Source organism: Streptomyces sp. NBC_01197, from assembly GCF_036010505.1.
Lineage (GTDB): Bacteria > Actinomycetota > Actinomycetes > Streptomycetales > Streptomycetaceae > Streptomyces.
The window spans coordinates 7,400,892-7,415,168 of sequence record NZ_CP108569.1; the positions used below are offsets into that span (position 1 = coordinate 7,400,892).

Annotated in this window: 14 protein-coding genes; 10 read left to right on the forward strand and 4 right to left on the reverse strand. The window is 70.3% G+C overall.

What is annotated here, in order from left to right:
* Positions 1-26 precede the first annotated feature (26 nt).
* The gene (locus OG452_RS33850; protein ID WP_327299360.1) at positions 27-1,538 is read right to left on the reverse strand and encodes a flavin monoamine oxidase family protein; all 1,512 of its coding nucleotides are present in this window, start codon (positions 1,536-1,538) and stop codon (positions 27-29) included.
* A 282-nt stretch (positions 1,539-1,820) separates the two neighbouring features.
* Here OG452_RS33850 and OG452_RS33855 point away from each other — a divergent pair, with 282 nt between their 5' ends.
* The 4 genes from OG452_RS33855 to OG452_RS33870 all read left to right on the forward strand — a co-directional run bounded on the left by OG452_RS33855 (position 1,821) and on the right by OG452_RS33870 (position 7,726).
* Positions 1,821-3,407, forward strand: a complete 1,587-nt coding sequence (locus OG452_RS33855; protein WP_327299361.1) for an APC family permease — start codon at positions 1,821-1,823, stop codon at positions 3,405-3,407.
* A 100-nt stretch (positions 3,408-3,507) separates the two neighbouring features.
* Entirely contained in the window at positions 3,508-4,713 is a 1,206-nt protein-coding gene (locus tag OG452_RS33860) for an acyl-CoA dehydrogenase family protein (RefSeq protein ID WP_327299362.1), read from the forward strand.
* Positions 4,710-6,887 (forward strand): acetate--CoA ligase family protein, encoded by a 2,178-nt coding sequence (locus OG452_RS33865; protein WP_327299363.1) that lies wholly within the window; start codon positions 4,710-4,712, stop codon positions 6,885-6,887. The genes OG452_RS33860 and OG452_RS33865 overlap by 4 nt, the downstream gene beginning before the upstream one ends.
* Before the next feature lie 26 nt (positions 6,888-6,913).
* Positions 6,914-7,726, forward strand: coding sequence for an SDR family oxidoreductase (locus tag OG452_RS33870; RefSeq protein WP_327299364.1), 813 nt, complete (start codon positions 6,914-6,916; stop codon positions 7,724-7,726).
* Here OG452_RS33870 and OG452_RS33875 read toward each other — a convergent pair.
* Complete coding sequence (locus tag OG452_RS33875) at positions 7,717-8,475, reverse strand: AraC family transcriptional regulator (protein ID WP_327299365.1); 759 nt, start codon at positions 8,473-8,475, stop codon at positions 7,717-7,719. The genes OG452_RS33870 and OG452_RS33875 overlap by 10 nt on opposite strands.
* Before the next feature lie 160 nt (positions 8,476-8,635).
* On the opposite strand from OG452_RS33875, the gene OG452_RS33880 reads away from it, so the two are divergent.
* From OG452_RS33880 to OG452_RS33900, 4 genes are all read left to right on the forward strand, one after another.
* Complete coding sequence (locus OG452_RS33880; RefSeq protein ID WP_327299366.1) at positions 8,636-9,193, forward strand: GNAT family N-acetyltransferase; 558 nt, start codon at positions 8,636-8,638, stop codon at positions 9,191-9,193.
* A gap of 140 nt (positions 9,194-9,333) precedes the next feature.
* Entirely contained in the window at positions 9,334-9,531 is a 198-nt protein-coding gene (locus OG452_RS33890; protein ID WP_327299874.1) for a hypothetical protein, read from the forward strand.
* A gap of 31 nt (positions 9,532-9,562) precedes the next feature.
* The gene (locus OG452_RS33895; protein WP_327299875.1) at positions 9,563-9,823 is read left to right on the forward strand and encodes an isochorismatase family protein; all 261 of its coding nucleotides are present in this window, start codon (positions 9,563-9,565) and stop codon (positions 9,821-9,823) included.
* The gene (locus tag OG452_RS33900; protein WP_327299367.1) at positions 9,753-10,325 is read left to right on the forward strand and encodes a YbhB/YbcL family Raf kinase inhibitor-like protein; all 573 of its coding nucleotides are present in this window, start codon (positions 9,753-9,755) and stop codon (positions 10,323-10,325) included. The genes OG452_RS33895 and OG452_RS33900 overlap by 71 nt, the downstream gene beginning before the upstream one ends.
* An 82-nt stretch (positions 10,326-10,407) precedes the next feature.
* Here OG452_RS33900 and OG452_RS33905 read toward each other — a convergent pair whose 3' ends face one another.
* Complete coding sequence (locus OG452_RS33905) at positions 10,408-10,959, reverse strand: YciI family protein (RefSeq protein ID WP_327299876.1); 552 nt, start codon at positions 10,957-10,959, stop codon at positions 10,408-10,410.
* A 152-nt stretch (positions 10,960-11,111) separates the two neighbouring features.
* Between OG452_RS33905 and OG452_RS33910 the strand changes: the two genes are divergently transcribed.
* Complete coding sequence (locus tag OG452_RS33910; protein WP_327299368.1) at positions 11,112-11,807, forward strand: alpha/beta hydrolase; 696 nt, start codon at positions 11,112-11,114, stop codon at positions 11,805-11,807.
* Between the two features lie 162 nt (positions 11,808-11,969).
* Positions 11,970-12,926 carry a hypothetical protein gene (locus OG452_RS33915; RefSeq protein WP_327299369.1) on the forward strand — a complete coding sequence of 319 codons (957 nt, stop codon included), beginning with the start codon at positions 11,970-11,972 and terminating at the stop codon, positions 12,924-12,926.
* A gap of 118 nt (positions 12,927-13,044) precedes the next feature.
* Here OG452_RS33915 and OG452_RS33920 read toward each other — a convergent pair whose 3' ends face one another.
* On the reverse strand, positions 13,045-14,223 hold the full coding sequence (locus tag OG452_RS33920) for an aminotransferase class V-fold PLP-dependent enzyme (protein ID WP_327299370.1): 1,179 nt from the start codon (positions 14,221-14,223) through the stop codon (positions 13,045-13,047).
* Between the last annotated feature and the right edge of the window lie 54 nt (positions 14,224-14,277).

A 14,277-nucleotide genomic window follows, 5' to 3' on the forward strand; every position in this document is an offset into this window, starting at 1 on the left:
CCCCGGCGGTATGCCGGGCCGGGACGTCAGCCGTGCTTGTGCGCAAGGACGGCGGTGGGAGCGGTGAGGGCCTCGGCGATCTCGTCGGCGGCGCGGTAGCCGGACGCGATGGCACCGTCGATGTAGCCGTTCCAGACCGTCGCGGTCTCGGTTCCGGCCCAGTGCACCGCACCGGTCGGCTCCCGCCAGCCGTGCTCTCCGTAACCGCTCCAGCCGCCGGGGGCCACATAGGCCGCGTAGCCGCCCCGGGCGAACTCGTCGTCCTCCCACAGGGTTTCGGTGTAGTCGACCGGCCGTTCCGCACGCTCTCCCACGACGGCGCGGAGACTGCCGAGTACGGCCGTGCGGCGCTGCTCCCGGTCCAGTCCGGCCCAGGAGCCGGCCCGGTCTCCGTAGACGAAGGCCACGAGGACGCCCGTCGACCCGTCCTCGGGGGAGTTGTCGAAGACGACACCGACCGGCAGCGGACCGTAGAGCGTCGCGATGCCGGACAGACCGTCCGCCCGCCAGAACGGTTCGGGGTACACGGCATGGACCTTGGCCACCCGCCCCATGGGAGTGTGCGCGATCCAGCCTGAGCGGGGCTCCGGCAGTGCGGGGCTGAACACGATGGAGCGGGCCGCCGGCGGTGGCAGGGCCACGACCGCGCGGCGGGCCCGTACGACCGTACCGGCAGCGGTGCGCACCCGGACCCCGGCCCCCTGCTGCTCCAGGCCGCACACCCGCTCGCCCAGCCGGACCCGGTCGCCGAGCAGCTCGGCGACGGCACGCGCGGGGCCGGCCGCGCCCCTGGCGAACCGCCGGTCCTGGGCACAGTCCCGGGTCTCCATGAGCTGCTCGTAACTTCCCGCGGACCGTATGTAGAACAGCACGTGGAACAGTGAGATCTCGCGCGGTTCGGCACACCACACGCCCTGTACGGCGAGGCCCAGGCGGACCAGGGCATCCGGGTCGGCGGTCTGCTCGCGGAAGAACGACTCTGCGCTCAGACCGTCCCACTCCGTGAAGTGCGGTGTCAGCCAGGGCTGTTCGGGGTCGACGGTCAGTGCCAGGTCGTCCAGCAGCGCGGTGATCCGGTGGTACTCGGCGATTCCGGGGCCGGAGGCCGGTGCGGCCCCCGCGTATCCGACGCGTGACCCGTCGTGCCAGACCTCGATGTGCTGTCCGGACTCCCAGGTGGGGAAGGTCCGGCAGCCGAAGCGTTCGGCCAGCGCCAGCAGGTGCTTCTGCGTCGGGCCCGCCCACTGGCCGCCGTGGTCCACCACTGCGCCCGATGGGCGCTCCTCGCTCAGCACCCGGCCGCCGACGCGGGAGGATGCCTCCAGTACGACGACATCGAGGCCCTGTTCGCACAGCCGGAGCGCGGCGCTGAGCCCCGCGTAGCCGGCGCCGACGACGACAACGTCCGTCATGACGGGCCGGGCTCCGGCCGGGTCGGTCGGCACGCGTTCGTCCGGTGCGCGGTGCGCCGGGGCGGGCGGAGCCGACGTGGGGGCCGGTGTGGGCTCGGTCTGCTCGGGTTCGGTCTGTGACCTCATGGGGACGAGCGTGGAGCAAGACTGAACCATCAGTCAACTATTGCGATCAACTTTGTCCGCTCCCCTTGACTGTGGTTCCGGCATCAGCAATGGTGACGCACCAATCAGTATTGCGACTCGGTGACGCCAGCGACACAGCGACACAGCGTTCCCGTGACCCTGCGGACCCGCGGCACTGCGAATCCACGACTCCACCCCTGCCGCGAAGGCCCGCCCCGGGTGCTCCTGCGCGCTGCTGTACATCCCGGCCGGCCCTCCACTCCGTGAGCAAGAGGAGCATCCATGGCAACCACCGAACAGTCCGAGCCGACCGGCTCGGCCGAAGCCCAGTCCAAGGGGCTGCGGCCCGGGGCGCTGTCCATGGTCACCAGCCTGATTCTGGCGACGGCATCGGCCGCCCCCGCCTACAGCCTCGCCGCCACACTCGCCTTCGTCGTCGCAGCCGTCGGCTTCCAGGCGCCGGCGGTCGTGGTGCTGGCCTTCGTCCCGATCCTGTTCGTGTCCTTCGGCTACGCGGCGCTCAACCGCTCCGACCCCGACTGCGGAACGATCTTCACCTGGGCCAGCCGCTCGCTGGGCCCGCGCACCGGCTTCATGGGCGGCTGGGCGATCATCGCCTCGTTCGTCCTGGTCATGGGCAGCCTCGCGCAGGTGGCAGGCCAGTACGTGTTCCTGCTGTTCGGCGCGCAGGGCATCGGCGAGGACCCGTCGAGCCCCTGGGTGCTGGCCGTCGGTCTGGGCTGGATCGCCCTGATGACCGCTGTCTGCTATCGGGGCATCGAGGTCGCGGCCGCCGTCCAGCGAGCGCTGCTCTTCCTGGAGTTCGCCATGCTGGTGATCTTCTCCATCGTCGCGCTCGTCCGTGTCTACACAGGCCACGCGGGCGCGGGTGCCCGGCATCCGCGGCTGTCGTGGCTCGACCCGTTCGCGATCTCCTCACCGAGCGCCTTCGCCAGCGGCCTGGTGCTGATGCTGTTCATCTACTGGGGCTGGGAGACCGCCCTGACGGTCAATGAGGAGACGGCCGACCGCCGTCGGACGCCGGGCCGGGCCGCCACACTGTCGACGCTGTTGCTGCTGGCGCTCTACCTCGGCGCCACGTACGCGACCGTCTCGTTCGCCGGTATCGGCACGACCGGCAGCGGCCTGGCCAATCCTGACCACTCGGGCGACGTCTTCTCCGCCCTGGGGGGTGCCGTGTTCGGCACCACCGGTTTCGGCTCGGTGATGTGGCACCTCATGGTCCTGATGGTGCTGTCCTCCGCTGCCGCGTCGACCGAGACGACCGTACTCACCCTCGGGCGCACCATGCTGGCCATGGCGAGGCACCGGGCGCTGCCCGGTTCCCTCGGCACCGTGCACCCCCGCTTCTCCGTGCCGAAGGCCGGGACGGTCGCCACCGGTGTGGCCGGCGGAGTGGTCTACCTGGTGATGAACTTCCTGGCCCACGGGCATGTGATCGGTGACGCCGTCTCCTCCTGCGGACTGATGATCGCCCTCTACTACGGCCTCACCGGGATCACCTCGGCCTGGGCCCACCGCCGTGCGGTCCGCCGGAGCGCCGGCGAACTGTGGCTGCGGGGGGTCCTGCCTGCCATCGGCGGGCTGACCCTCGTGGCAGCCGGGGTCTGGAGTCTGCGCAACGACTGGAACCCGGACTCCGGCGTTACCTCCTGGACGCTTCCCTTCGCGCCGCACTGGCACATTGGCGGTGTCTTCCTCATCGGTGTCGGCGCACTGGCCGTGGGCCTCGTGGTGATGCTCGTCCAGCAGCGCCGCGCGCCGTCCTTCTTCGCCACCAAGCTGTCGGCTCCCACGTCGACGGACGCCATGGACGAGCCCGCGCCCGCTGCCGCCGGCCGCAGCTGACCGCCGGCCCTTCCGGCCGACCGCACTCGGCTCACGCACCACATCCCCGTACCGACCCGCCCAGTACCCGCACCCGTAATCCGTACCGCAGGGAGCATTCATGCCTTTCGAGATCCGCGACGTCCTCGAACTCAGCACCGAGCAGCGGCAGATCCTCCAGCTCAGCCGCGAATTCGCGGCGAAGGAGATCCGGCCCCGGGCCCGCGAGGTCGACGACGCCCAGACCGAGTCGCCGCTCGACCTGTGGGCCAAGGCGGCCGGGATCGGCCTGGCTTCCTTCATGATTCCCGCGCAGTACGGCGGTGGCGGCATCACCGACATGCTCACCCAGGTGCTGGTGCAGGAGGAGCTGTGCCACGGCGACATCGCGATCGGCAACCTGCTGACCTCCTCCGGGTTCTTCGCCGACCCCATCCTGGAGCTGGGCACCGACGAGCAGAAGCAGCGCTGGCTGAGCCCGCTGTGCGGCGACGCTCCGCCGCTGACGGCGCTGGCGGTCACCGAACCGGGCCACGGCTCCGACGCCGCCGGTATCCGTGCCCGCGCGGTGCGCACGGGCACCGGGGCGGACGGACACTATGTGCTCAACGGGCAGAAGGCGTGGATCTCCAACGCCCCGTACGCCCAGCGCTTCGTCGTCTTCGCCACCGTCGATCCCTCGCTGGGCGCCAAGGGCGTGACCGCGTTCGTGGTAGAACGGGATACCCCCGGCCTGACCGTCGGTAAGCCGATGCGCAAGATGGGCCAGCGGGCGATCGTCAATGCCGAGGTGTTCCTGGCGGACGTACGGGTCCCGGTCGCGGACCGGCTGGGCGACGAGGGACAGGGTTTCTTCGGCCTGATGCGGACCTTCGACGCCTCCCGCATCCTCATCGCCGCCTCCTGCGCGGGGCTGTGCAGGGCCGCCCTCGACTACGCCACCGGCTACGCCCGTGACCGGGTGCAGTTCGGCGTACCGATCATCGAGCACCAGGCGGTGGCCTTCCGGCTCGCCGACATGGCCGTACGTACCGACGCGGCGCATCTCTTCGCGGTCAGGGCGGCCCGCCTGTTCGACCGGGGCGAGCGGGTCACCTCCGAGGCCGCCATGGCGAAACTGGTCGGTTCGGAGAACGCCATGGCCAACACCTGGTCCGCGGTGCAGACCCTGGGCGGCTGGGGCTACTCGCAGGAGTACCTCGTCGAGAAGTGGATGCGCGACGCCAAGCTCGAAGAGATCGAGGAAGGCACATCCGACATCCAGCGGCTGGTCGTCTCCCGCTCGCTGGCGAAGGCGGACGGACCGGGACAGCGGGCGGACCGGTGACCGGCCTTGACGCCTTCCGTGACCCGGCGTCCATCGCCGTGGTCGGTGCCAGCGCTACGCCTACGAAGTGGGGTTACTGGCTCGCCAGGGGCGCCCTGACCGGAATCGCGCGGCGCACCGTCCACCTGGTGAACGCCCGGGGAGGGGCCGTACTCGGACAGCGAACGGCGCGTTCGCTGCGAGAACTGCCCGGCGCCCCCGAACTCGTCGCCTTCGCCGTGCCGGGCCCCGCACTCGGCGCCGCCGTGGACGAGGCACTGGCGCTGGGCGCACGCGGCCTGCTGGCCATCACCGCCGGAGTCGAGGACGAGCGCGTGCTCGCCGCCCGTGTCCGCGGGGCCGGCGCCCGGCTGATCGGCCCCAACTGCCTCGGCATCTATGACGCATCCGCTGAACTCTATCTGGTCTGGGGGCAGTTCAGGCCCGGCTCGCTCGCGATCGTCTCGCAGAGCGGCCAGCTCGGACTGGAACTCGCCGGCCTTGCCGCCGACGCCGGTCTTGGGATCTCCCGGTTCGTCTCCGTGGGCAGTCAGGCGGACGTAACGGCCCACGAAGTCCTCACCGACCTCGCCGGCCACGACGCCACCCGCGTCGTCGCCCTCTACCTGGAGAGTTTCGGCGACGGACACGCGCTGATCGCCGCCCTCACCGCACTGCGCCGGGCCGGAAAACCCGTACTGCTGCTGACCGTCGGCGCCAGCGACGCCGGTCGGCAGGCCGCCCGGTCGCACACCGGGGCGATGACCACCGCCACGGACATCGTGGACGCCGCGTGCGAGACAGCCGGCGCGGTACGGGCCGAGACGCCCGCGCGTCTGATCGCCGCAGCGCAGCTCCTCGTCCGGGCGCCGCGCCCCACCGGGCGGCGCGTCGTCGTCGTGACCGACAGCGGCGGACAGGGCGCACTCGCCGCCGACCTGGCCTCGCGCGCCGGACTGCTGGTGGAGCCACTGCCACAGCCGACCCGGCACGCGGTCGCGACCGGCCTTCCACCGCAGGCCGCCACCGCCAACCCGGTCGACCTGGCCGGCGGCGGCGAACAGGACCTGCGTGCGTACGGAAGGGTCGTGGACCTGGTGGCTGCTTCGGGCGGCGCTGACGCCGTCCTGATGAGCGGATACTTCGGCAGTTACGGCCGCGACATCCCGGCCCAGCAGGAACTCGAGACCGAAGTAGCCCTGGAGCTGGCCCGCTCGGCCATCCGGCACGGACTGCCGGTGCTGGTGCACTCGATGGCCCGGTCCACCACGACCACCGAGGCTCTGCGCGCGGCGGGTGTGCCCACCTACGAGGACATCGAGACTGCCGTCGGCGCACTGGGCACGGCAGCCCGCCTCGCCGAACGAGGCGCGCGGGAGCGGGTGGGGCCGGAGGATGTGGCGGGCGATGAACGGACACCCCATGCGGGGGAAGCAGACACCCCTCCTGTCGCGGATGTACGGACACCTCCCGCAGCGGAAGTGCGTACACCCCGGGCCGCGGGCACGGGTGTGCGTACCTCCGCCGCCCCGCCGACCGCCTTCGGATACCTCTCCGCCCGTGCTCTGCTCGCCGGTGCCGGCGTCGCGTTCCCGCCCGCCGTCCCGGTCACCGACCTGGACGAACTCAGAGGTGCGGCGGACCGGTTGACGGCCCCGTACGTCCTCAAAGCGGACTGGCTGGAGCACAAGAGCGAGCACGGCGGTGTGGCGGTCGGCCTGGGCGACGCCACCGCACTGGAGGCCGCCTACATGGAGATGTCCCTGCGCCTCGGCCCAGGCCGGTACGTCGTCGAAGAACTGGACCGCCGCCCGCACGTTGTCGAAATGGTGGTCGCCACCCGCCGCGACCCGTCCTTCGGACCGGTGGTCGTGGTCGGTGCGGGCGGCACCGAAACGGAACTCCGGCGCGACAGCGCCCTGGCTCTCGCACCGTGCACCCACCAGGACGCGCTCACCCTGATCGCGCGGCTGCGCTGCGCTCCGCTGCTGGACGGCTGGCGTGGACGCCCTCCGGCCGACATCGGGGCGCTCGCCGACACGGTCGTCCGGCTCTCCCGGCTGGCCGCCGCGCGGCCCGACCTGCCGGAGATCGAGCTCAACCCCGTCCGCGTCGCCCCGGACGGCCTCCTGGCCGTCGACGCACTGATCACCCTCACCGGTGCCGCCCCTGCCGGGCGCCATCTCCACCGGTGAAACCCGCACCCAAGGAGCACTGCCCCGTGAGTACTTCCCCCGCCAACACTCCCGCCACGAAGAATCCCCCCGCTGAACTCGCGGGCCGGGTCGCCGTCGTCACCGGCGGCGGTTCCGGAATCGGCCGTGCGATCGCTCTGCGCTATGCCGCAGCAGGCGGAACCGTCGCGGTGCTCGGCCGTCACCCCGAGGCACTGGAGGAGACCGCGCGCCTCGCGCGGGAGTCCGGCGGCACAGTGGAAACGGCCTCCGTCGATGTCCGCGACGCCGACGCGCTGACGGCCGCGATCGACGCGGTCGCCGCGCGGCACGGGCGCCTGGACGCCCTGGTCAACAACGCCGCCGGCAACTTCGTCGTGCCCGCCGAAGACCTGTCCCCGAACGGCTGGCGCGCGGTCGTCGACATCGTCCTCAACGGTACGTTCTTCGCCACCCGGGCTGCCGCGCAGCACATGCTCGGTGCGGGGGACGGGGCGATCGTCAACGTGATCGCCAGCTACGCCTGGCACGGCCACCCCGGCACCGTCCACAGCGCGGCGGCCAAGGGCGGGGTACTGGCGATGACCCGTACCCTCGCCGCCGAGTGGGGGGCGCGCGGGGTGCGGGTCAACTGCATCGCTCCCGGCCCGACGGAGACCGAAGGTGCCGGCGCCGCGCTGTGGCCCACGCCGGAGGTCCGTGCGCGGGTGCTGGACAGTGTGCCGGCCGGGCGCTTCACCACCCCGGAGGAGGTCGCGGAGGCCGCCCTCTTCCTGCTGGAGGAACGCTCGCGCTACATCACCGGTACGACGATGGTGATCGACGGCGGCCAGTGGCTGGGCCGCCAGGTCTACGGCTGACCGCGGGCCGGGCCGGGGTGTGCTCCGGGGGTGTGTCCGAAGGTCCGGTGGAAGACATCGATGAACGCGCTGGCGGACGACCAGCCGCACTGATGGGCCGTTGTGGTGACCGGGGTGTTGTCGGCGAGGAGCACGAGGGCGTGGTGGAGGCGCAGTTGGGTGCGCCACTGGGGGAAGGTCATGTTCAGATCGGTCCGGAACAGCCGTGACAGCGTGCGGCTGCTGGCGCCGATGTGCCGGCCGAGCTGGGTGAGCGTGCGGTTGTCGCCGGGGTCGGACTTCAACAGGCCGCACAGCTCCTTGAGTTGGGGAACAGTGGGCGTCGGCAGGTGAAGGGGCTGATGGGGCGAGGCGCGCAGCTGGTCCAGCAACACGGCGCGGAGCCGGGTACGTTGGGGGCTGTCGTCGAGGGGGGCGGCGGTGTAGGCGAGGATGAGTTCACGCAGGAGGGGCCCGACGGCGAGCACAGTTGGCTTCTCAAGACCGATCGGGTCGTCCCCCGTCTCCAGGCCGATCAGGTGCATATCCAGATCTCCGTGGGCCTGGTGGGCATGGACGGTTCCGGCGGGAATCCAGATGGCGCGGGTGGCGGGTGCGACCCAGGTCCCCGTGCTGGCCGTCACACTCAGCACACCCTGGCCCGCGTACACGATCTGATGGTCGTCGTGCCGGTGCGCGTCGACCTCCGCCCCGGCCGCCAGGCTCTGCGTCCGGGTCGGTGCGATGGGCTCATGGCGGATTTCCGGCATCAGCCAGCACTTTATGGGAAACGCGACCGGCGTGCGGTGCGAATCATGGACGCCCGAGGAGGTACGTACTTCCGGCGGCTCCCCGCCTTTCCCACGAGCCCGCGCGCCGGGGCCCCGGCATCGCATCGCACTGGCCAGGACTGCCAGGGACAATAGGTGAATGACTGTCCGAACAGCCCATGCCGACGACCTGCCGATCCTCCAGGACATCGAGAGGGCCGCGGGGCGGTGCTTCCGCGACATCGGTATGCCGGAAATCGCCGATGACGAGCCGCTGTCCCTGGACGAACTGGCCCGCTACCAGCGGGCCGGGCTGGCCTGGGTCGCGGTGAATGAAGCCAATTCCCCGGTGGCGTATCTCATCGCCGACCGCGTCGGCGGCAACTTCCACATCCAGCAGGTGTCGGTGCATCCGGACAGCGCCCGGCGTGGCATCGGACGCTCACTGATGGACCATGTGGCGGACCGGGCGGCGGCTGACGGAATCTCCGCCCTGACGCTCACCACGTTCGCTGACGTTCCGTGGAACGCTCCGTACTACGCCCGCTGCGGCTTCCGGCCCCTCGATGAGAATGAGCTCGGCCATGGCCTGCGGGAGATCCGAGCGCGGGAGGCGGCTCACGGCCTCGACCGGTGGCCGCGGTTGTGCATGATCCGGCATGGAGCTGAGCGCGAGGCACCAGTTGAGGACGGTGGGTGGACCATGAAATCTGAGTGAACGGTCACGGCAGATCACGCCGTACGAGTGCCTCAGCGGCCGGCTCACCTCTGTGCTGTGCGTAAGCCATTCGCTCGCGCACGTCGCGCAGCGTCCGGGGCCGGTCGGCAGACCTGGCGGCGGCGTTCCGCAGGCACGGCCTGCCCGTGATCCTGGTCAACGTCACCGGGCGCGCTCCAGGGCGTACCGAAAGCGGCCGGGCCGGCGCCACGGCCACGTTTCCGACCGGCTGGACCGATCTGATCGACGAACTCGACACGCAGCCGACGGACCATCTGATCAGCCAGCGGCGGCGCAGCGCTTTCCACGACACCGGCCTCGACAACTCTCCTGCGTGACCTCGGCGCCACACAGGTCGTCCTCACCGGCATCTCCACCAGTTCTGGCGTCGAATCGACCGCACGCTCGGCTGCCGACCATGGCTACCATGTCGTTCTCGCCACCGACGCCATCACCGACCCGGACGCCGAGGCGCACCGTCACAGCCTCGGACGCGTGTTCCCCAGCTGGGCGAAACCGCTACCACTGGCGAAATCCTCGACATGCTGGAGGCAACGCGATGACCCTGCTGGGCCAGCTCCTGAAGAACCGCAGATCAGGCGAGACCCACGCGGCGTGGAATCTGCCTAACCTGCACGGACCCCAATTGCTGAACCTCAGCAGCGAGCACTTCGACGAGGGCGGCTCCATCCCGCTGGACCACCGCGCCAAGAACATCGGCGGCCAGAACCTGTCCCCCCACCTTGCGTGGAATCCGCCGCCGCCGGACACTGCCCAGCTCCTCCTGGTAGTCGAGGACACCGACGTCCCCCTGGCCAAGCCCGCCGTCCACTGCCTTGGCCTCATCGACCCGGCGGTCTGCGACCTCGCTCCCGGAGCCCTCGCCGCCGGCCGGCCCGCCACCGGTGTAACGGTGCTGCGCTCCACCGTCGGTCGCGGGTACCACGGCCCCGCACCCATCAAGGGTCACGGACCCCACCACTACACCTTCCAGCTCTTCGCCCTCGCCGCCCCCCTCGGCACGCCCCCAGGCGGGACCCCGCCGGACCGGGCAAGGCCCCGCGTTCTCCTGTCCTCCATCTCCACACCCGTCCTCGCCCGCGGCCGGCTAACGGGCACCGTGGAACGCTGACTCGGGCAGACGACACCCGCAAACACAGCGGGGGCTGTCCGGGAATCTTTGTCGCCCTCAAGAGCGGCCGGATGTTCTCGGATCACAACGGGCGCCCGCCGAACTGCCAGTTGTGCACCTCGACATCGGCGTACAGGTCCGGGGTCAGGATCGCGCGTGCCGTGTCCGGGTCCGGTGCCCGGACCAACGCCGCCGTGCCCAGCAGGATGGAGCCGTTGTCGGACAGCAGGGGCCCGTAGGCGATCAGCTCGTCCCGGTCGGCCGGCAGCGCGACATCGGCGCCCCGCCGCGTGCCGAGGCCGAGCACCAGGTACCGGTTGCCGCCGGTCCGGCCGCCGGGGAAGTCCCACATGGTGCGCCCCAGTACGTTGTGCCACCGTCGCAGCAGCACGTCCCGGTACACGCCGGCCTGGTAGTTCGGCTCGTCGAAGGCGAACGCGCGGGCAGCGGCGGGATCGGGCAGGTCGACGATGTGCACGCTTCCGGTGGGGGTGTCGCCGTCGTCGGTGAGGGTCGGGCCCCGGGCGATCATCTCTTTCGCGTACCGGTCCATGTAGGACCAATGGTCTTCCGCCAACTCGTCGCGCAGCGCCCCAGAGCCGAGCCGGTCACGGTGGTAACAGAGGAACTCCATGCTCATAGGATCTCTTCCGGCAGTTACCGCGTCGAGCGGGTTTCGCTGCGGTGACTGGCCGGCACGCTTATCGGGGGTCACCTCGCGGCAAGGCGTTCTGCTGTCGGGCGATACTGTCGCGGCTCCGGTGACACGGGCGGCAGAATCGTGGCATGCAGCCGATCTTCGTTCTCGTGCACAGTCCGTCCGTAGGCCCCTCGACCTGGGACCCCGTGGCCGAACATCTGACAACTGCGGGATATCAGGTACGGGTGCCGTCGCTGCTGCACATCGGCGTCGGCGCTCCGCCCTTCTGGCCCCGCGTCGTCCACGCGGTCCGCGACAGCCTCCGGCAGGTCCCGGCCGGCGGACCAGTCATCCTGGTGGCACACAGCAACGCAGGTTTGCTTCTCCCGGCTATTCGCTCGGGCCTCGGCCGTCCGGTGGCCCGCTCGATCTTCGTCGATGCCGCGCTCCCGGCCCGGATCGGACCGACCCCTGTCGCCGCACCCGAGCTGCTGGAGTTCCTCAGGCCGATGGCTGTGAACGGCCGACTTCCGCGCTGGACCGATTGGTGGGACGAGGCGGACATCGCACCCATGTTCACTGATCCGGCGGTGCGACAGAAAGTCATTGAGGAGCAGCCCACCCTGCCACTGTCCTACTACGAGCAGAGCATTCCTGTCGCCGACGGGTGGGATGACCATCCCTGCTCCTATGTACTGTTCGGCCCTCCGTATGACGACGTTGCCGCCGAGGCGCGCCAACGTGGCTGGCGGGTGGCACACCTGCCCGGCGCACACCTCCATCAGATCGTCGATCCCGCCCGCACGGCCCGGCTCCTCGTCGAACTGGCCACTACGGCTTGATCCGCCTCCGGCGCGTGCGGCCGGAGTCAAGCAGTCGAGCAGTCGAGTTTGACCAACTGCCTCGAAAAGGAACCTGTCATGCGCATGGTGCAACTGCCAGTGCGTCGCTATTGTGTTCGCGCCACCCCCGTCCTGCCTGTTTCTGCTTTGAGGGAGCTTGAATTGGGCATCTTTGAACATCCCCGTCTGTCGAAGCTGCGTGTCGTACCGGCCGCCGCGATCGCCGTCGCAGCCCTCGTACTCCTGGCCATCGTCCCGGCCCACGCCGCCCCGGCTCCGCCCCATGCCACGACCGGCCCCGCGCACGCCGGCGCACTCTCCGGTCATGCCGTCCCGGGCACGACCGGCCGTGCCGCCGCGCACCAGCTGACGCAGGCTCAACTCGCCGACCGCCGAAGCACACACCACGCCGCCGTCCGGCCCGCCGCCCCGCCCGTGGCGCAACTGACCGACGACCACAAGTTCTGGGCTGTCTACCCCACCGGCGCCAGCGCCCCCACCGGGGCCTTCGCCACCCACTCGGTATCTCCGGCCCTGCGCACCTCACGCGCCGGCGACGTCATCTACGCGCCCACCCTCTACCCCGCGGGTAACTCCTGCATCGAGAACACCACTGCCTACTTCCATGACAAGGCCGAGATCTGGGCCTGGGACTGGTGCAATGGCCAGACCGTCGGCAAGTACACGCTGATGGACTCCTCCTTCCAGTCCACCTACGTCCGCAGCGGCGGCTACCAGGTCTGGATCGCCAAGACCGACGCCACCGAGAACACCTGGCAGATGCGGCTCTACAACTACACGACGTCTCAATGGGACACGTACTACACGTCCTCCGGCTACGACCCCAACAACAACACCACCGGCACCGACGTCAACGGCTGGGATGCCTTCGAGGTCTACTCCGCCACCGACCCATCCACCGGCCGCCCCTACATCTGCGCCGACACCGCGGGCCACTCCTTCACGGCCACCGGCATGCAACAGCAGGAGGGTGGCAGCTGGAAGCTCTTGAGCAGCAGCGACTCCACGGTCTCCGCCTCCGGTGCCATCTTCGACTGCGCCAACCTGCGGGCCTCCTTCACGTCATCAGACTATGCCTGGCGTGTCAGCAATCCCTGATCCGTATCGGTCGGCCCTCCTCGTCACCGGTGAGGCCGGCGATTGCCGCCGTCGCCGGCGCGAGCCGACATACCGGTCCTGCGCGCGGCGGCGACGAGCGGCCCCAAGTGGCCAATGGCTAGCGGGCCGCGGTGAGTTCGGCGAGAACTTCGACAGCGCGGTCGATCTCCGTCTCGGTGTTGTAGTAATGCGGCGACAGCCGTACCAGCGGGTGGACGTCCCGGTCCTCGGCGTCGAACTGGGTCTGCACCGGATCGGTGGTGCTGACGTTGATGCCGTGTCCGGCGAGGACGGCCGCGACATCAGTCGTCGGCATGTTCTCGGCCTTGCAGGTCACGATCCCGCACCGGTCCCGGCCGAGATCGTGGGTGGTGATGCCGGGCACGGCGTCCAACTGGTCGCGCAGACGGGCGCCGAGGGCGAGAGTCCGTCGGCCGATCTCGTCCATGCCGAGGGCCAGGCACTGCTGGATGGCGGCGTCCAAGCCCAGGACATTGGCGTAACTGACCTCCCATGTCTCGAAACGCCGCGCGCCGTCGTTCCAGGTGAAGCCGCGCTTGCCGTCCCAGGTGGCGGCGGCGATCTCGATCACGCGCGGCTCCAGATACGCGAGTGCCTCGGAGCGCACCCAGAGGAAGCCAGTGCCGCGCGGGCCGCGCAAGAACTTGCGGCCGGTGGCGGTGAGCATGTCGCAGCCGAGTTCGGCGACGTCCACGGGGAACTGGCCGATGGACTGAGTGGCGTCGAGGAGGAAGGGAACACCGGCGGCGCGGGTGATGCGTCCGATCTCGGCGGCCGGGTTGACCAGGCCGCCGCTGGTGGGGACATGGGTGATGCCCACCAGCTTGGTGCGGTCGTCGATCAGGTTCGCCAGGGCGACGGTGTCGAGCCGGCCGGACTCGTCGTTGGGGACGACGACGACCTCGGCTCCGGTGCGCTGGGCTGTCTGAAGGTAGGCGAGGACGTTGCTGCCGTACTCGGCCCGGCCAGTGAGTATGCGGTCGCCCGGCTTGAACGTCATGGAGCAGAACGCGGTGTTCCAGGCATGGGTGGAGTTGTCGGACAGCGCGATCTCGTCCGCCCGGCCGCCAACCAGCCTGGCGATGTGCCCGTAGGTGGAGTCGACACGGTCGCGTTCCTGGTCAGCGGCCTCGTAGCCACCGACCGCCGCCTCCAGCTCCAGGTGGGAGATCACGGCCCTGAGCGTCTGCCGCGACAGCAGACCCGCCCCCGCGTTGTTGAGGTGAATCCGGTTCGCGGTGCCCGGAGTGTCCTGACGGAGCGCTTCGATGTCCATGCCCATTGCTTCCCATCCGTGCGGTGCCGCTGTGGCCTTCACAGTTCCAAAACG